Origin of the sequence: Streptomyces sp. YIM 98790 (genome assembly GCF_011421595.1) — a bacterium.
In the GTDB taxonomy this organism is placed as follows: Bacteria; Actinomycetota; Actinomycetes; order Streptomycetales; family Streptomycetaceae; genus Streptomyces.
The window spans coordinates 1-17,241 of the sequence record NZ_WTLH01000010.1; the positions used below are offsets into that span (position 1 = coordinate 1).

At 74.8% G+C, this 17,241-nt stretch carries 13 protein-coding genes and 1 tRNA gene; 3 read left to right on the forward strand and 11 right to left on the reverse strand.

Going from position 1 to position 17,241, the window contains the following annotated elements:
* Positions 1 to 211 precede the first annotated feature (211 nt).
* Together GQS09_RS03430 and GQS09_RS03435 are read right to left on the reverse strand one after the other, a co-directional pair.
* A tRNA-Pro gene (locus GQS09_RS03430) sits at positions 212 to 288 on the reverse strand.
* 103 nt (positions 289 to 391) lie between these two features.
* Positions 392 to 1,798 (reverse strand): lipase maturation factor family protein, encoded by a 1,407-nt coding sequence (locus tag GQS09_RS03435; protein ID WP_165984461.1) that lies wholly within the window; start codon positions 1,796 to 1,798, stop codon positions 392 to 394.
* A 180-nt stretch (positions 1,799 to 1,978) separates the two neighbouring features.
* Here GQS09_RS03435 and GQS09_RS03440 point away from each other — a divergent pair, with 180 nt between their 5' ends.
* Complete coding sequence (locus GQS09_RS03440; RefSeq protein WP_165984462.1) at positions 1,979 to 2,962, forward strand: acetylxylan esterase; 984 nt, start codon at positions 1,979 to 1,981, stop codon at positions 2,960 to 2,962.
* Positions 2,963 to 3,043: 81 nt separating this feature from the next.
* On the opposite strand, the gene GQS09_RS03445 is transcribed toward GQS09_RS03440, so the two are convergent.
* On the reverse strand, positions 3,044 to 4,312 hold the full coding sequence (locus GQS09_RS03445) for an extracellular solute-binding protein (RefSeq protein ID WP_243761080.1): 1,269 nt from the start codon (positions 4,310 to 4,312) through the stop codon (positions 3,044 to 3,046).
* 223 nt (positions 4,313 to 4,535) lie between these two features.
* Here GQS09_RS03445 and GQS09_RS03450 point away from each other — a divergent pair, with 223 nt between their 5' ends.
* Positions 4,536 to 5,603 (forward strand): YafY family protein, encoded by a 1,068-nt coding sequence (locus GQS09_RS03450; protein WP_165984463.1) that lies wholly within the window; start codon positions 4,536 to 4,538, stop codon positions 5,601 to 5,603.
* On the opposite strand, the gene GQS09_RS03455 is transcribed toward GQS09_RS03450, so the two are convergent.
* From GQS09_RS03455 to xylB, 5 genes are all read right to left on the reverse strand, one after another.
* Positions 5,590 to 6,408, reverse strand: coding sequence for an alpha/beta fold hydrolase (locus GQS09_RS03455; protein ID WP_165984464.1), 819 nt, complete (start codon positions 6,406 to 6,408; stop codon positions 5,590 to 5,592). The genes GQS09_RS03450 and GQS09_RS03455 overlap by 14 nt on opposite strands.
* A 148-nt stretch (positions 6,409 to 6,556) precedes the next feature.
* Positions 6,557 to 7,327 (reverse strand): DUF4239 domain-containing protein, encoded by a 771-nt coding sequence (locus GQS09_RS03460; RefSeq protein ID WP_165984465.1) that lies wholly within the window; start codon positions 7,325 to 7,327, stop codon positions 6,557 to 6,559.
* 9 nt (positions 7,328 to 7,336) lie between these two features.
* Positions 7,337 to 8,104 carry a hypothetical protein gene (locus tag GQS09_RS03465; protein ID WP_165984466.1) on the reverse strand — a complete coding sequence of 256 codons (768 nt, stop codon included), beginning with the start codon at positions 8,102 to 8,104 and terminating at the stop codon, positions 7,337 to 7,339.
* 133 nt (positions 8,105 to 8,237) lie between these two features.
* Positions 8,238 to 9,584 (reverse strand): ROK family transcriptional regulator, encoded by a 1,347-nt coding sequence (locus GQS09_RS03470; RefSeq protein WP_313895967.1) that lies wholly within the window; start codon positions 9,582 to 9,584, stop codon positions 8,238 to 8,240.
* Between the two features lie 190 nt (positions 9,585 to 9,774).
* Positions 9,775 to 11,208, reverse strand: coding sequence for a xylulokinase (gene xylB / locus GQS09_RS03475; protein ID WP_165984467.1), 1,434 nt, complete (start codon positions 11,206 to 11,208; stop codon positions 9,775 to 9,777).
* A gap of 169 nt (positions 11,209 to 11,377) precedes the next feature.
* On the opposite strand from xylB, the gene xylA reads away from it, so the two are divergent.
* Entirely contained in the window at positions 11,378 to 12,550 is a 1,173-nt protein-coding gene (xylA, locus tag GQS09_RS03480; protein ID WP_165984468.1) for a xylose isomerase, read from the forward strand.
* Between the two features lie 128 nt (positions 12,551 to 12,678).
* On the opposite strand, the gene GQS09_RS03485 is transcribed toward xylA, so the two are convergent.
* From GQS09_RS03485 to GQS09_RS03495, 3 genes are all read right to left on the reverse strand, one after another.
* The gene (locus tag GQS09_RS03485; protein WP_165984505.1) at positions 12,679 to 13,893 is read right to left on the reverse strand and encodes a CapA family protein; all 1,215 of its coding nucleotides are present in this window, start codon (positions 13,891 to 13,893) and stop codon (positions 12,679 to 12,681) included.
* A gap of 263 nt (positions 13,894 to 14,156) precedes the next feature.
* Entirely contained in the window at positions 14,157 to 14,465 is a 309-nt protein-coding gene (locus GQS09_RS03490; RefSeq protein WP_165984469.1) for a hypothetical protein, read from the reverse strand.
* A gap of 301 nt (positions 14,466 to 14,766) precedes the next feature.
* Positions 14,767 to 17,142 (reverse strand): glycosyl hydrolase family 95 catalytic domain-containing protein, encoded by a 2,376-nt coding sequence (locus GQS09_RS03495; RefSeq protein WP_165984470.1) that lies wholly within the window; start codon positions 17,140 to 17,142, stop codon positions 14,767 to 14,769.
* Between the last annotated feature and the right edge of the window lie 99 nt (positions 17,143 to 17,241).

Here is a 17,241-nt window from a genome sequence, read left to right on the forward strand (position 1 = left end):
CCCGGGGTGCCGCGGCCCGGGGCGGATGCGACCACCACGCGACCACAGCCGGGAACCGCATGGAGTGAAGACAGCGGTCAGGTACGGCCATTCGGCGACGGCGCGGCGGCCTGGTCGGCGGATGCGACCACCATGCGACCACCAGGGGTGGAAGACGGCGAAGGCCATCCCCGCCGTGCGGCGGGAATGGCCTTGTGACCTGCGGTTTCGCTGGTCGGGACGGCGGGATTTGAACCCACGACCCCTTGACCCCCAGTCAAGTGCGCTACCAAACTGCGCCACGTCCCGGCGCCGGTGTGACCTGGGGTTTGGCGCCCCCGGGTGCCGACAGACAGAACCATACAGCATGTGGGGGGATGATCGTTAACGCCTGTGGGCCGGGTCAGCGGGGTCAGCGGGGGAGTGGGGGGAGGTACTCACGGACCGGGGTGCGGTGCCACCAGTCGCCGGTGGCGCGGCGTTCGGCCCGGGTGGTGAAGCGGTAGTGGTACAGCCGGGCCCGGACGTGGGCCGGGGGGCGGTCGGGGAAGGGGTTCGTGCGCAGCAGGCGGAGGGTGGGGCGGTGGTTCGCGAGCAGGCGGCGGGCCAGCGGGCGCAGCCAGGCCCGGGCGTAGGCGGGGGAGAGGGCGGCGAACCACATCAGCCAGTCCAGGCGCAGGTGGTAGGGGGCGAACTGCCGGGGCATGCGGGCGGGGTCGCCGGGCTTGCCGCGGAATTCGTACTCCTGCCAGCGGGTGGCGGGGGTGATCACCTCGTCGGTGGTGCCCTCCAGGACGACCTCGTGGCGCCGGCGGGTGACGGTGCCGAAGGCGCCGTAGGTGTTGACCAGGTGCAGGGAGTCGTAGGAGCGGTTCATCTGCTGGCGGGGGGAGAGCAGGTTCCGGACCGGGCGGTAGCTGAGGACGGCGACCAGAGCGGCCAGCACGAGTGTGGCGGCGGTGAACCAGACGGGAGTCCCGGGCGGCGGGGAGGGCGGGGCGAGCAGGAAGGAGAGGTCGGCGGCGGCCAGGGCGAGGACGATGGTGAGCCAGTTCAGCCAGGCGAAGTTCCCGGAGGCGACCAGCCAGAGCTGGGTGATCACGACGATCGCGGCCGCCACGGTGGCGACGGGCTGCGGGAAGAAGAGCAGGAAGGGCACCAGCAGCTGGGTGACGTGGTTGGCGGCGGCCTCGGCCCGGTGCAGCGGCTCGGGCAGCCGGTGGAAGTACCAGCTCAGCGGTCCGGGCATGGGCTGGGTCTCGTGGTGGTAGCGGAGGCAGGTCAGCTTGCGCCAGCAGGTGTCGCCGCGCCATTTGATCAGGCCCGCGCCGAATTCCAGCCGGAACAGCAGCCAGATCAGGAGCAGCAGGGTGACCCGGGGCGGGGAGATGTCGTCGTTGCCGAGGAAGATGGCCAGGAAGCCCGCTTCGAGGAGGAGGGATTCCCAGCCGAAGGAGTACCAGACCTGGCCGATGTTGACGATGGAGAGGTAGAGCGCCCACAGCACGGCCCAGGCGGCCATGGCGGCCGGCAGCGGGAGCAGGTCGCCCAGGCCGAGCAGGAGGCCGGCCGAGCCGGCGGTGCCGGTCCAGGCGACCGCGCCGAAGAAGCGGTCCGAGTAGTGCAGGTGGAAGAGGCTGGGGGCCCGGCGGAAGGGCACCCGGCGCAGGTAGCCGGGTGCGGGGGTCAGCCCTCGTTCGCCGGCCAGCGGGCGGAACTGCAGTGCGGCTCCGAGGAAGCCCATCAGGTAGACGGCGGCCAGCCCGCGTTGCAGCAGCAGCCTGCTGAGCCAGGCGTCGGGGAGGTCGAACCACTCCATGCCTGCATCTGTACCACTGCGCGGCCCGGGAGGGGCGGGGTCCGCTGGTGTGTCCGGGGCCCGCGGCGTGACCAGCGGAGCCGGCGCAGGAGGCGGGTTGACCGGGGTCAGGCGGAACCGTAGGGTCCGGAAGAAAGCGCTTTCCCCTCTGTGACTGCCCCGCTCCCCGGGAGGACGTGCATGGCACTGACCGATCTGCCGCTGGAGGAACTGCGGCGGTACCGGCCGGAGGTTCCCGAGCCGCCGGACTTCGACGGCTTCTGGGCCGGGACGCTGGCCGCGGCACGGCGGGCCGGCGGCGACCCCGAGTACCGGCCGGTGGCGGAATCCCCGCTGGCCACGGTGGAGGTTTTCGACGTCCGGTTCCCGGGCTGGGGCGGCCAGCCGGTGGCGGGCTGGCTGCTGCTGCCGCGCGGCGCGGAGCGTCCGCTGCCCGCGGTGATCACCTACATCGGCTACGGCGGGGGGCGGGGGCTGCACCTGGAGCATCTGCTCTGGAGCTCCGCCGGCTACGCGCATCTGGTGGTGGACAGCCGCGGCCAGGGCCACGACACCCCGGACCCCGACCCCATGCCGCAGCCGCAGCTCTGGCGGGGGGTGATGACCCGCGGCATCGACCGGCCGGAGACGTACTACTACCGGCGGCTGATGGCCGACTGCGTGCGGGCGGTGGACGCCCTGCGCGCCCACCCGGCCGTGGACCCGTCCCGGATCGTGGTGTCGGGCGCCAGCCAGGGCGGCGGCCTGGCCCTGGCCACCGCCGGACTGAGCGGCGACGCGGTGGCCGCGGCCCTGATCGACGTGCCGTTCCTGTGCCACTACCGGCGCGCCGCCGAGATCGCCACCGAAGGCCCCTACCCGGAGCTGGCCGAGTATCTGGGCGTGCACCGGCGGATCGATCCGGAGCGGGCCTTCTCCACCCTCGACTACTTCGACGGGCTGCACTTCGCGCCGCGGGCCACCGCGCCCGCGCTGTTCAGCGTGGCGCTGATGGACCCGGTATGCCCGCCGTCCACGGTCTTCGCCGCCCGCAACCGGTATGCCGGGGAGGCCGGGATCACGGTGTGGCCGTTCGGCGATCACGGCGGCGGGCGTGCCTCGCAGCAGGAGGAGCAGCTGCGCTGGCTGGCGGACCGCTCGCTGGGCGGCGCCCGCGCCGGCTGAGGGGAGGGCCGGCCGGCTCACGGCCGGCCGGCGGCCGGGCCGGCCGTCAGGTGTCAGGCATCAGCCGTCAGCCGTCAGCCGTCAGCCGGAGGGCGTGTAGGCGAGGAGGCGGGTGATGACCTCGGACGCCTCCTCGCCGGCCGCCAGGGGGTCGGCGCCGGTCAGCACGGCGGTCTGGTACGTCTTGATCGGGTTGTCGGACTCCACCTGGCCCCAGCGCGGCGACTGCGGGGTGGCCCGGCCGTTGACCGCGCCCGCCACCATGGCGGCGGTGCCCGGGTCGTCCCGCACCGCGTCGGCGAGCGTGGTGCGGTTGGGCACGAAGCTGCGGCTGCGGGCGAGTTCGGTCTGCCATGTGTCGCCGGTGATCAGCTTGACGAACTCGTAGGCGAGCAGCGGCTCGGCGGACTCCTCGGTGATGATCAGGTTGGAGCCGCCGGTGAACACCGCGCCCGGCTCGCCCGCCTCCTTGCCCGGAACCGGGAAGAAGCCGAGCTTGTCCTCGAGTTCCGGGTTGAGGTCGGTGATGGCCTGCGCCGAGCCGGGGGTGGAGATGATCTGCGCCACCTCGCCGGAGGCGAAGACCTCCTCGTGCGGCGGATTGGCCTCGTCGGTGTCGACCGGGCCGTCGCCCAGCGCCTGGAGTTCGGCGTAGAAGGCCATGCCGGCTGCCGCCTCGGGGGTGTGCAGCGCGCCGGTCCACCGGCCGCCGCTCTCCACCGCCAGGTCGCCGCCCTCGTCCCAGATGAACCCGGCCAGCACGTACCAGTTCTGGCCGGGCAGATAGATGCCCTGCCGGCCGGGGACCTCGTCCAGCCGCCGGGTGATCTCCAGCCACTCCTCGCGGTCTTCGGGCGGCTCCTCGATGCCGGCCTCCTGGAACAGGTCCTTGCGGTAGATGACCACGCGGTTGGCGGCGTAGAAGGGTATGCCGAACTGGTGGCCGTAGACCTTGCCCGGTTCGGCCAGGCCGGGCACCCAGTAGTCGCCGTCCAGGTCGACCACCTGGTTGGTGAGGTCCTTGACCCCTCCGGTGTTCACGTACTGGGCGACCTGGGTGTTGCCGACCTCGATGACGTCCGGGCCTTCGCCGGTGGTGAGTGCCTCGTTGACCTTGTCGCCGATGCCGACCCACTCCTGGAAGGTGACGCGGACCTCGACATCCCGGTGCCGGGCCTCGAAGTCGTCGACCACCTGCTGGACAAAGTCCTCCCCGGCGCTGTGGTTCATCATCCAGACCTCCAGCACGGTGGTCTCGTCCTCGTCGGAACCCAGCAGGGAGCAGCCGGTGAGCAGCGCGGTGGCGCAGGTCAGGGCGGTGGCTCTGATGATGCGGGACGGGTACGTCAAGTGAGGGTCCTTTGGGAACGGTTGAGCGGGGGCGCGGTGGCGCCCCACAAAGTGGCGTAGACCTCATAAATTGGCGTAGACCTATGTGGGGGTCAAGAGCAAATCCTGGGCGTAACACGATGGAGACGTGGAGGCGGCCGTCCGGTTGCGGAGACCTCCGGGGCGGACCGGCGGAAGGAGAATGCGGACGGAAACCGGCCGCAATGCCGGGCATGCTGGTGCCATGGCCAACACCAGCTCCCGCACCCTGCGGCTGCTCTCCCTGCTCCAGACCCACCGCTACTGGCCCGGGCGGCAGCTTGCCGACCGGCTCGGCGTCTCTCCCCGCACCCTGCGCCGGGACGTGGACCGGCTGCGCGAGCTCGGCTACCCGGTCAATGCCCACCGCGGCGTGGACGGCGGATACCAGCTCGCGCCCGGTGCCGCCCTGCCCCCGCTGGTGGTGGACGACGAGGAGGCGGTCGCCCTGGCCATCGGGCTGCGCGCCGCCGCACAGGGCGGGGTCACCGGCATCGAGGAGGCCGCGGTCCGGGCGCTGGCCAAGGTCGTCCAGGTGATGCCGCAGCGGCTGCGGCGGCGGGTGGACGCGCTGCGCCAGGTCACGGTGCCGGGCGGCTGGAACGGCACCGGGCCCGGGGTGGAGGCCGGCGTGCTGACCGCCCTCGCGCAGGCCTGCCGGGACGAGGAGCGGCTGCGGTTCGGCTATCTGGCCCGTGACGGGCAGGAGAGCCGCCGGTACGTGGAGCCGCACCGGCTGGTCTCCCTGGGCCGGCGCTGGTATCTGGTCGCCTACGACCTGGTCCGGCAGGACTGGCGGAACTTCCGGCTGGACCGGGTGCGGGAGCCGCAGGCCACCCGGGAGCGGTTCCGGCCGCGCACGCTGCCCGACGCCGACGCCGGGGAGTTCGTCCGCCGCAGCATCGGCGCGATCCCGGCCGAGTACACCGTGGAGATGCGGGTGCGGGCGGAGGCCGGCCGGGTGCGCGAGCAGGTGGGCCAGTGGGCGGAGGTGACCGGTGACGGGCCGGGGTCCTGCCTGCTGCGGATGACCGTGCAGTCGCTGGACTGGCCGCTGCTGGCGGCCGGTTCGCTGGACGCGGAGTTCGAGGTGCTGGGGCCGCCGGAGCTGGCCGTGCGGGTGCGCGAGTGGTCGCAGCGGTTCGCCCGGGCCGCCGCCCGCGGCGACGGGGCGGACACCGTCGCCGGCCCGGAGGACGGGGAAACCGACGCGGCTGACGCGGTGGAGGGGGCGGAGGGGGCGGAGGGGGCGGGCCCGCTCAGGTCGGGATGAGGCCCAGGTCGGCGGCGAACCGTGCCACGTCCGCCGTCACCCGGCCCGGCTCCTCCCAGTGCACGCAGTGCCCCGTGCCCTCGTACACGACCAGCCGGGACCCGTGCACGGCCTTCACCTGCTGGTCCTGGTCGGCACGGGGCAGCACCGGGTCCTGGTCGCCCCAGATCACCATGGTCGGCACGAGAATCCCGGCCATGGTGGCTTGCAGGTCGGTCTCCAGCAGCCCGCGGAAGCTTTCCTGCCACACCTCGGCGGGGGTGTGCACCGCGTCCTCGCGCAGCCTGTCCAGGAACGCGAGGTCCACCGGCCGGACCGTCAGGCCCGACACGAACGGCTCCACGGCCTCCTGGTCCAGCGGGTCGCGCAGCAGGGCGATGCGCTCGCCCAGCGCCGCAAGGTGCGGCTTGCCCTCCAGGGTGGCCGGCACCCCGCACAGCACCAGGCCGGCCACCCGGTCCGGGTGGCTGCCCGCGACCATCCGGGCGGTCACGCCGCCGGTCGAGGAACCGACCAGCACCGCGCGGCCGATGCCCGCCGCGTCCAGGAACGACACCAGGTCGGCGGCGAAGTCCTCCGGCCGGTAGCCCCCGTCCGGACGGCCCGCGTCGCGGTGGCCGCGCTGGGTGGGCGCCCAGCCGTGCAGCGTGGCCGGCAGCCGCCGCAGCACCGGCTCGAACGACGCCCACGATTCGCCGAGTCCGTGCACGAACACCACCGGAACCCCACCGGGATAACCGGCTTCGGCATAGGGAAGTGTCAGCCCGTTGACGAGCCTGGTCAGTTTCATCGCGATGGTGCTCATGTCAGAACCTCCCTCAGCAAGAGTGCCGGATGGTAGCCGCTCCGGCGCGGGGAGGTCCCCCCTTCGGGCTACTCCGCGTGTACGAGTCGCCCGATTCGTACACGCTCGGTCAGTTCCGTGGCCCCGTCAGGGGCCCGCCGGCGCCGGGTCAGCCGCCGGGGGAGGCTTCGGGGAAGAACACGGTGAACGCCTCCGTGGGTTCTCCGATGCCCCGGGCGAGCGGTTCGTCGAAGTACCAGATGAGGTAGAGCAGGAAGGCGATCAGCGCGCTGAACAGACCGGCCAGCACCAGCTCCCGGCCGGAGCGCTGGATCTGGAGGGCGAAGACCATGCCGACCGCCACCGCGCCGCAGACCACCAGGCCGAACCAGACCACGGTGGGCATGGTGGGCCCGGCGGACAGGCCCCGGGCCGCGCGTGCCTCGTCCACCGCGGCCAGCTGGTCCAGCATGCCCTGGTAGGCATGGGTCTCGGCGACCGTCTCCGGCTCGTGGCCGGTGACCGTGGTGCGCAGCCGCACCAGCAGTTCGTCGCCGCGGTCGGTGAGTTCGCCGTGCTCCAGCATGTGCGGCCACTCCCGTTCCACGGTGTGCACGGCATAGTCCTCGGTCTGGTCGCGGATCTGCTCCCGCACGTCCTGCGGATAGATGCCGGCGCGGGCGCTGATCTCGTGCAGCGCCTGCGCCTCGCGCCGCACCCATTCGTCCGCGGCGCCGCGTTCCTCCCAGACTCCGGCGATGGCCAGGCCCAGCATGATGGCGTAGACCACTCCGATCATCATGGTCATGTACTCGATGACGTCCGGGGTCTCGGAGGGATCGTCCTCGGTCCCGGCACGGCGGCTGCGCAGCACGGCCAGCAGCAGCACGATGCCGCAGGTGGCGACGGTGACGAGGGTCAGTACGAGCCAGTTCGGCACCGGAACTCCTCAGGCAGAGCGGGGGGTTGCGCCGTTGCCGCGGCCCGCTGCGCCGCCCCGGGGCCGCATCGCGGCGGCGGCCAGCACGGCGGGGGCGAGCAGCATGAGCATGCGGCCGACCAGGGTGGGCCCGGTGTCCGGGGGATCGCTGCCGGGCGCCGGCCGGGGCGGCACGGTCAGGGACACGGCCTCGGTGGGGGTGGGGGCGGGCTCCGGTGGTCCGGACGGTGAGGGCGAAGGAGAAGCGGACGGCGAGGGCGCGGACGACGGAGAGGGCGTGGACGACGACGCCGGTCGGGGTGCCGGTGCCGGACCGGAGGAGGGCGAGGGGGAGGACGGAGCGGGGGAGGGGGACGGCGAGGCCGTCGGCGAGGGGGAGGAGGGTGGCGGAGCGGCCGGGGAGGTGGGGGCGGGACCGGGCTCGGGTTCCTCCGGGGCGGGCGCGGGCGGCGGTTCGGACGGGGGGCAGCCCAGCCGCACGCCGGCCCGGGCGGTGTCCCCCGAGGCGACGGCCTCGGCGTTCAGACAGAGGTCCCCGTGGCGCAGCTCCACGGAGGCGCCGGCCCCGCCGGAGCCGTCCCCGGACGTGCCGCCGGCCATGGCCCACCCCGGTGGAGGGCCGCCGGGCCAGGCGGTGGCGCCGGCCCACGGCTCCGGTTCCGCCGAGGGCCTGCCGGACTCCCCGGCACGGGCCGGGAAGGCGGGGAGAACGGTGGCGATCAGTGCGGCGGAGGCCAGTGAGAGGCCCGCCCTGCGGGCACGCTGCCGGGCTGTCACGGGGGTGATTGTGCGCGGCGCGGCGGGGCCGCGGCGGTGAGCGCCCGAGGGTTCGCCGGATCGGATGAAAATGTGTTGAAAGAAGGTTGCTCGGGGCGCGGTGGGCCGGAGGGCCGGCCGCCGCGCGGACTGCTCAGGCGGCCGCCGGACGGACCGGCATGTCCAGCAGGGCGCGCACCGAGGTACGGGCCGCGCCCAGCAGCGGCCCGTCCGGGCCCAGCCGTGAGATCCGCACCGGCACCGGGGTGGGCCGCCCCCCGGCCGCGACCGCGGTGCGGCGGGCCAGTTCGCGGTCGAGCGGCGGCAGCAGCCAGGGGCCCAGCCGGGCGAGCGCCCCGCCCACCACCACCCGGCCGGGGTCCAGCAGGTTGACCGCACCGGAGAGCGCGATCCCCAGGGCGGTGCCCGCCCGGCGCACCGCGCGCAGGGTGCGCTGGTCGCCGGCCGCGCACCGGGAGGCGAGGTCGTCGATCCGCACGCCAGGGCCGGGCTCCAGGCCGGCCTCGCGCAGCACCGCCTCCTCCCCGGCATAGGTCTCCAGGCATCCCCGGCCGCCGCAGGTGCACGGGCGGCCGTCCGGGCGCACCGGGACATGGCCGAGTTCACCGGCGAAGCCGTGGCCGCCGCGCAGCAGCTGCCCGTCGATCACCACCGCGGCACCGATGCCGATCTCGGCGGAGACGTGGATGAAGCTGTCGCCGTTCGGCGAGTGCGGTACGGCCGGCCCGGTGCCCGCGGGATCGGCCGGATCGGCGGCGCCCACGGCCACGCCCCCGCCGCCCCCGCCGCCCCCGCCGCCCCCGCCGGCGGCGGCCTGGCCGGCCGGGCCGTCGTCCAGATCGGTTCCGGGCAGGTCGGGGCGGTCGGCCCACAGCTCGGCCAGGGCGCCCAGATTGGCCTCGTTGTCCACGGCCAGCGTGCCCAGCGAGGCGGGCAGCCGGGGCGCCAGGTCGGTGTCCCGCCAGCCCAGGTTGGGCGCCCGGACCACGGTGGTGCCGCCCCGGACGACCAGGCCGGGCACGGCGACGGTCAGCCGCTCCGGCGTCAGGCCCTGCTCCGCCGCCTGTCCGGCGACCTCCTCCAGCAGGGCGGTGAGCCGGTCCAGCACCGGGCCGGGCCCGCCGCCGCGGCCGTTGACGTCGCAGCGCCCGCGCACCCGTATGGCGCCGCGCAGGTCCATGGCGCAGGCGGCCAGGTGGTCCACGCCGATCTCGGCGGCCAGGCCGCACGGACCGCGGTCGGCGAGCTGCAGCACGGTGCCGGGGCGGCCCACCGTGCCGGACCGGCCGGGACCCTGCTCCACCAGCAGGCCGGCCCGCATCAGCTCGTCCACCAGGGTGGAGACCGCGGCCCGGGTGAGGCCGATCCGGGAGGCGGCCTCGGCACGGCTCTGCGGGCCGTGGTCGGCCAGGGCGTGCAGGACCCGGGAGAGGTTCTGCCGGCGCATCTCGGACTGCGAGGCGGGTGCGGGCTGGGCCACTGGTGATCCTCTGGCTTCTCGGCCCGGTCCGGGACGGACCGGGGGCGGCGGGTCGGACTGCCTGCTGCCCTGGGACGGGCGGCCGCCGGCGGCGGCTTCCTCCGGCAGCAGGCTACTGGCCTGCGCAGACACCCGGCCGGGCCGGTCCGCCCGTCGGATGGACGGACCGGCCCGGCCGGGACGGCGGCGGTCAGCCGCGCAGCAGGGGGGTGGCGCGGTCCAGGGTGGCGGCCAGCCGCTCCAGCGCCGCCCGGTCGCGCTCGACCGGCTCGTAGGACGGTCCCTCGGTGGTGTTCCAGCCGCGGGCCACCTCGGCCGGGTCCTGGCCCAGCAGCAGGCCGGCCGCCTGCGCGGCGGCACCCAGCGCGACCAGCTCCTGGGCCGCCGGGATGCGCACCGCCCGCCCGGACAGCCGGCGCACGGTCTCCCGCCAGGCGGTGCCCCTGGCCCCGCCGCCGATCAGCAGGATCGGCTCCTCGCCGCCCGCGTCCTCGCCGAGCACCAGGTCCAGCGCCTGGAGCAGGGCGAAGACCGCGCCGTCGTAGGCGGCCTGGAGGACCTGGCCGCCGGTGGTTTCCGCGCGCAGCCCGTGCACCAGGCCGGTGGCCCAGGGCAGGTCCGGGGTCCGCTCACCGTCCAGGAAGGGCAGCACCACGGCGCTCCCGCCGGGCTCCACCTGCTCCCGCTCCCGGCCGAGCAGGGCGGCGATCCGGTCCACCGCCTGGGTGCAGTTGAGCGTGCAGGCCAGCGGCAGCCAGCCGTGCCGGGCGTCGGCGAAGCCGGCCACGATGCCGGACGGGTCGGCCGGGCGGCGGCCGGAGACCGCGTAGACGGTGCCCGAGGTGCCCAGGCTCATGGCCGGCTGTCCGGCGGTCAGGCCCAGGCCCAGCGCGCCCGCCATGTTGTCGCCGGTGCCGGCCGCGACCGCGATGCCCTCGGGCAGCGGACCGCCGGCGCGCACCGTGCCGGCCTGCTCGCCGCCGGCCACCACCCGGGGGAGCAGTTCCGCATCGAGGCCGGCCAGCTCAAGGATCTCCTGGTCGTAGCTCTCGGTCGCCGAGGACCACCAGCCGGTGCCGGAGGCGTCGCCCCGGTCGGTGGTGCCCTCGCCGATGCCGTGACCGGCCAGCCGGCCGGTCAGGTAGTCGTGCGGCAGCCGGACGGCCCGCACGGCCGCGGCCCGCTCCGGCTCGTTCTCCCGCAGCCAGGCCCATTTGGTGACGGTGAAGGAGGCGGCCGGCACGCTGCCGGTGCGCTCCGCCCAGGCGGCCGGGCCGCCCAGCGACTCCAGCAGGCGGTCGCGCTGGGGCGCGGAGCGGGTGTCGTTCCAGAGCAGGGCGTTGCGCACGGGGCGGCCGCCGGCGTCCAGGGCCACCAGCCCGTGCTGCTGCCCGGCCACCGAGACGGCGGCGGCCTGCTGGGCGGCCGGGCCGCACTGGGCGACCGCCCGGCACAGGGCGTCCCACCACTGCTCGGGATCGCTGTCCCCCTCGGCGGTGACCGCATGGGGGGCCTGGCCGCGCGCCACCACAGTGCCGGTGGCGCTGTCGACGACCAGGACCTTGGTGGACTGCGTGGAACTGTCCACGCCGATGACCAGGGGGCCTTCCGGGGCGGCGGTCATAGCGGTGTCCTCTCTGCTGCGGCCCGGCCGGGACGGATGGGCGCCGCTGCCGGGGGCGCCCGGGCGGCCGGGTCCATCTCGTTCCGCGCCGGGTCTTCCGTACCGGGCCCTGGCATACTAATTTGTCAACGGCGATGACGAAATAGTCGGGCACAACCAAGGAGCCGCCATGTCGTACCAGCCATCCCCCGCGGACAAGTTCACCTTCGGTCTGTGGACCGTCGGCTGGCAAGGCCGCGACCCGTTCGGCGACGCCACCCGCGCGGCCCTGGACCCGGTGGAGACGGTCCACCGCCTCGCCGAGCTGGGCGCCTACGGTGTCACCTTCCACGACGACGACCTGATCCCCTTCGGTTCGTCCCCCGCCGAGCGCGAGGCGCACATCAAGCGCTTCCGCGAGGCCCTGGAGGCCACCGGGCTCAAGGTGCCGATGGCCACCACCAACCTCTTCACCCACCCCGTCTTCAAGGACGGCGCCTTCACCGCCAACGACCGGGAGGTGCGCCGCTACGCCCTGCGCAAGACCATGCGCAACATCGACCTGGCCGCCGAGCTGGGCGCCGAGGTCTACGTGGCCTGGGGCGGCCGGGAGGGCGCCGAGTCCGGCGCGGCCAAGGACGTGCGGGCCGCCCTGGACCGCTTCAAGGAGGCCTTCGACCTGCTCGCCTCCTACGTGCTGGAGCGCGGCTACACCCTGCGGTTCGCCCTGGAGCCCAAGCCCAACGAGCCGCGCGGCGACATCCTGCTGCCGACCGTCGGCCATGCGCTGGCGTTCATCGAGAAGCTGGAGCACCCGGAGATGTTCGGCCTCAACCCGGAGGTCGGCCACGAGCAGATGGCCGGGCTGAACTTCCCGCACGGCATCGCCCAGGCGCTGTGGGCGGACAAGCTGTTCCACATCGACCTGAACGGCCAGTCCGGCATCAAGTACGACCAGGACCTGCGGTTCGGCGCGGGCGACCTGCGGTCCGCGTTCTGGCTGGTGGACCTGCTGGAGACGGCCGGGTACGCCGGTCCGCGGCACTTCGACTTCAAGCCGCCGCGCACCGAGGACTTCTCCGGGGTGTGGGCCTCGGCGGCCGGCTGCATGCGCAACTACCTGATCCTCAAGGAGCGGGCCGCAGCCTTCCGGGCCGACCCGGAGGTGCAGGAGGCGCTGCGCGCCGCCCGGCTGGACGAGCTGGCCCGGCCGACCCTGGACGAGGGCGAGAGCGCCTCGGACCTGCTGGCCGACCGGTCGGCGTTCGAGGACTTCGACGTGGACGCCGCCGCCGCCCGGGGCATGGCCTTCGAGAGGCTGGACCAGCTCGCCATGGACCACCTGCTGGGCGCCCGGGGCTGAGCCCGGACGGGCGGACCGGGCACGGAGCACGGGGCGGTGCGCCCGGCCGGCCACCGCGGCCGGCGGGAGCGCACCGCCCCGCGCACCGCACCGCGGGCCGCGGCTCAGTGGCTCAGTGGCTCAGCGGATCAGTGCCCCATGGCCAGGCCGTCCGCATCGGCCCCGCGGCCGAGCACCGCGGCGCGGATCCGCTCCAGGGCGGTGGCGTGGTCGGCGCGGTCCGGCTCCTCCGCCAGCGCCTGCGGCAGGGACACCACCCGGATGGGGTCGTTGTCGACCGCGAAGGGGATGAACTCGGCGCGTTCCACGGTCCACGGACCGCCCTCCGCGGCGGGCGGGACGAAGGTGAAGCGGGCCGCGGACCCCATCTGGCCGCGCGGGTCGTTCATCACCCCGGCGAGCTGGTCGCCCATCCCGTAGACCACCCAGGTGCCGTTGACCTTCTCGTACGCCTGGGGGACGTGGGCGTGGGTGCCGATGATCAGGTCGATGTCCCGCCGGCCGCCGGTGGACGCGGCGGTCAGCTCCCGGGCCAGCGAGAGCTGGAGTTCGTCGGGCTCCTCCTGCCACTCGGTGCCCCAGTGCAGGCTGACCACGACCACATCCGCACCGGCGGCGCGGGCGGCGCGGGCGTCGGCGAGGATGCGCTCGGCGTCGATGAGGTTGACCAGCCAGGGCCGGTCCTCGGGCACCGGGATGCCGTTGGTGCCGTAGGTGTAGGCGAGCTGGGCCACCCGCGCGCCGCCCGCGGTGAGCAGCACCGGGGTGTCGCGTTCCTCGGCGGAGCGGGCCGAGCCGGCGTGGGCCAGTCCGGCCCGGTCCATGGCGTCCAGGGTGCGGACCACCCCCTCGGCGCCGGCGTCCAGGGTGTGGTTGGAGGCGGTGGAACAGCTGTCGTAGCCGGTCTCCCGGACCGCCTCGGCCAGCTGCGGCGGGGTCCGGAAGGCGGGATAGCCGGTGAACGGGCCGCCCTCGGGGCCGTAGACGGTCTCCATGTGGCAGATCGCGAGATCGGCCGCGGCGACCGTCTCCCGCGCCCCGGCCAGCATCGGGCCGAAGTCGTGGCCCCGGCCGTCCGCGTCGGCCCGGGCCTGCCGGATGACGGAGTCGTGGATCAGCAGGTCCCCTGTGGCGACCAGGGTGAAGCCGCGGGGGGCGTCGGCGGAGCCGGACGCCGGGGGCGCGGCCCGGCCGGTCTCCGGCGGGCCGGCGGGTGTGCCGCTGCAGGATGCGGTCAGGGCCGCGGCGGTCAGCAGCGCGGCGGCCAGGGCCGGGGTGCGCCGGGCCCGGCGCACGGTGAACGGGTGCGGGTGCTGGGGCACGGGTCTCCTCCGCAGGACCATCCGCAGGGACTGCCCAGGGCAGAACCAGCAGACCGATGAACAGATAGTCATACGTATTGACCCAGAGGGGGAGGAATCCTGCTCCGTTCCGGGACATCTCACCCGGACGGCCCAGTGCAGGCATGCGAAAGGCCCCGGGCGCGCTCTGCGCCCGGGGCCCGTCCGTACCGGCCGGGGGCCGCCGAGGGGTGTGCCGCTCCGCCTGGCCGCCTCAGGGTCCGTGGCGCCGCCGCCAGCGGCGGCCGGAGCCCGCGGCGCGCCGCTCAGTCCTGGCCGTCGTCGGGGGAGTCCTTGCGGCGGAACCAGCCGCCCAGCCCTCTGCGGGGCTTCCTGGGCTTCTTCGCCTTCTGGCGCTTGCGGCCGGACTGGCCGCCGTGCACCCAGCCGGCCGGCGGGGTGTCCGCACGCCACGGCTGCGGGGCGGGTGCCTCCCGCTTCCAGCGCTCGGTGAGCATCCGGGTGCGCGCGGTCGGTTCGCTCACCTCCGCGTCACGCACGAAGTTCTCGTCCAGCACCACCTCGTCCCATTCGTCCGGGTGGGGTTCCCCGTGGCCCTGGTTCTCGCTCCCCATGGCTGCCTCCCGTCGCCCTCGGTCCCGCAGCACGCCTTCCTCGGAGTCCTCGTGGTCCTCGGAGCCTCCTCGGAGCCTCCTCGAAGTCCACGAAGGTTCCCCGGATTCCTCGGGTGGTCGGGGAATGCCTCGCCATGCTGCCTCAACTGGTCGAACGGCAGCCGCGCAGCGCCGGTTCCGCCGGCCCGCGCCCGGCCCGGCGCACGCCCCGCAACTCCCGCACGCTGCCGTGTCCCTGCCACCGTAACCGACCGGCCGCCGGGACCTTAAGGCCCCGGAGATCACGGAGATCACACGGTGTTCACCGCGCGACGGTGAGCAGGTACACCCCACCGGGCTCGGTCGGGAAGACGGTGAGCCCCGGCTCCGGCCGGGCCGTCTCCACCGCCCCGCCGTCCCGGACCACCGCCAGGCCGGCGGCACCGGTGTACCGCACCCGGGCCGGACGGCCCAGCCGGGAGAGCAGCCGGGCCCCGGTCAGCCGGCCGTCCGCCCACTCCAGCGCCACCTCGAAGCCGTCCCGGGCAAGCAGCCCCCGGACCCGTCCGGCGGGCAGCGCGCCGGGCAGCGCGGGCAGCAGCTCCAGCTCCCCGGCATGGCTCTGCACCAGCCACTCGGCGATGCCCGCGACCGCGCCGAAGTTGCCGTCGATCTGGAACGGCGGGTGCAGGTCGAAGAGGTTCGGCGCGGTGTGACGGGGGGTGAGCTGGTCGGCGAGCAGCTTGAACGAGCGGTCGCCGGCGGCCAGCCGTGCCCAGAAGTTGATCTTCCAGGCCAGCGACCAGCCGGTGCCCGCGTCCCCGCGCTGCTCCAGGGTGACCCGGGCGGCCTCCATCAGCTCGGGCACCGCCCGGGTGATCTGGGCGCCCGGGTGCAGCCCGTACAGGTGCGAGACGTGCCGGTGGTGCGGCTCGGGCGCACCGGAGTCCCAGTCCTCGCGCCACTCCTGGAGCTGGCCCTGCGCGCCGATCCGCATCGGGGCCAGCCGCGCCCGGGCGGCGCGCACCCGCTGGGCCAGCTCCGGCTCCGTGCCGAGGAGTTCGCAGCTCCCGGCGACCGCGTCGAACAGGTCGCGCAGTATCTGGTTGTCCATGGTGGGGCCGGCGCACAGCGAGCCGCCGGGGCCCTCGTGGTGGGCGTTCTCCGGGGAGAGGGAGGGGCAGGTCACCAGCTCGCCGGTGCCGGGGTCGGTGACCAGGCTGTCCAGGAAGAAGCGGGCGGCCCCGGCCAGCACCGGGAAGCGGCGGCGCAGCGCGGCCAGATCGCCGGTGAAGCGGTAGTGCTCCCACACGGCCAGGGACAGCCAGGCGCCGCCGGTCGGCCACATGCCCCAGAAGGCGCCGTCCACCGGGGCGGTGCCGCGCCAGGCGTCGACATTGTGGTGCGCCACCCAGCCCTGCGCCCCGTACATCTCTCGGGCGGTGCGGGCACCGGCCTCCGAGAGCTCCTCCAGCAGCGTGAACAGCGGCTCCCAGCAGTCCAGCAGATTGGCCGGGGCGGCCGGCCAGTAGTTCATCTCGGTGTTGATGTTGATGGTGTACTTGCATCCCCAGGGCGGGTCGGTGAGGTCGTTCCACAGCCCCTGGAGATTGGCCGGCTGGGTGCCGGGCCGGGAGCAGGCCATCAGCAGGTAGCGGCCGTAGGCGAAATACAGCGCCACCAGTGCCGGGTCCGCGCCGCCGTCCCCGAAGGCGGCCACCCGCCGGTCGGTGGGCAGCGCAGAGGCCGGGGTGAGGGGCAGCTCCAGTGCGGCACGGCGGAACAGGTCCCGGTGGTCCCGCACATGGCGGTCCCTCAGCTCGGGGTAGGGCACTCCGGCGGCGCCCAGCAGGTCCCCGAGGCAGGCCCCGAGGGTGTCCCCGCCCGGTGCCAGGTTCCAGGCGCGGTGGTCGGTGCGCACCGCGATCAGCAGGGTGGCCGCGTCCGCCCCGGTGATCCGCAGCAGGCCGTCCGGGGAGGAGACCGCGCTGCCGCCCTCGGTGACGGCCTGCACCACCGCGTGGAACCGGATGCCGCCCGGCACCCCCTCCCAGTCGCCGCCCCGGCCGGTCATCGAGACCGAGTCCGGCCCGCTGGCGGAGACCTCCTCCGCCAGCGGGCCGGCCAGCCGGGCGGTGCAGGACACCGCGCCCGGGGCATCGGCGGTCAGCCGCACCACGATCACCTGGTCGGGCGCGCTGGCGAAGGTCTCCCGGTGGTGGCGCACCCCGTCACGCAGGTGGCTCACGGTGTGCACGCCGGAGTCCAGGTCCAGCTCGCGGCGGTATCCGGACACCTCTCCGGGGCCGTCGGCGGGGAAGTCCAGCAGCAGGCTGCCCACCGTCTGGTACGGGGGCTGCCGCACCGGGACGCCCATCAGGTCGGCGTCCACCAGCCGCTGGGCCGCGTCCCATTCGCCGGCCAGCACCAGGCGCCGGGCCTCGGCCAGCGAGCCGGCCGCGCGCGGATTGACGAAGTCGTGCGGGCTGCCCGCCCACAGCGTGTCCTCGTTGAGCTGGAGTTCCTCGGTTCCGGTGCCGCCGTGCACCATGGCGCCGAGCCGGCCGTTGCCCAGCGGGAGGGCCGCCAGCCATTCGGCGGCCGGCTCGGGGTACCAGAGCACCGGGCGGGCCGCGGGCGCGGCGGACTCGGCGGCGGACTCGGCGGCGGGCTCGGCGGCGGACGCGGACGGTGCCATGGCGGGCGGCCTCCCGGCAGGTGTGCGGAAGTGGCGGACGATGTTCGAGTCCGTTGGGTTGCGTGGGGAATCCTGCCATGGCGCGGGCGCAGGCTCCAG

Excerpts from the sequence above, each read along its gene's own strand:
- GQS09_RS03490 (WP_165984469.1), bottom strand. The coding sequence starts at position 14,465 with ATGGGGAGCGAGAACCAGGGCCACGGGGAACCCCACCCGGACGAATGG.
- GQS09_RS03455 (WP_165984464.1), bottom strand. The coding sequence starts at position 6,408 with ATGAGCACCATCGCGATGAAACTGACCAGGCTCGTCAACGGGCTGACA.
- GQS09_RS03440 (WP_165984462.1), top strand. The coding sequence starts at position 1,979 with ATGGCACTGACCGATCTGCCGCTGGAGGAACTGCGGCGGTACCGGCCG.
- GQS09_RS03495 (WP_165984470.1), bottom strand. The coding sequence starts at position 17,142 with ATGGCACCGTCCGCGTCCGCCGCCGAGCCCGCCGCCGAGTCCGCCGCC.
- xylB (WP_165984467.1), bottom strand. The coding sequence starts at position 11,208 with ATGACCGCCGCCCCGGAAGGCCCCCTGGTCATCGGCGTGGACAGTTCC.
- xylA (WP_165984468.1), top strand. The coding sequence starts at position 11,378 with ATGTCGTACCAGCCATCCCCCGCGGACAAGTTCACCTTCGGTCTGTGG.
- GQS09_RS03435 (WP_165984461.1), bottom strand. The coding sequence starts at position 1,798 with ATGGAGTGGTTCGACCTCCCCGACGCCTGGCTCAGCAGGCTGCTGCTG.
- GQS09_RS03485 (WP_165984505.1), bottom strand. The coding sequence starts at position 13,893 with ATGGTCCTGCGGAGGAGACCCGTGCCCCAGCACCCGCACCCGTTCACC.
- GQS09_RS03450 (WP_165984463.1), top strand. The coding sequence starts at position 4,536 with ATGGCCAACACCAGCTCCCGCACCCTGCGGCTGCTCTCCCTGCTCCAG.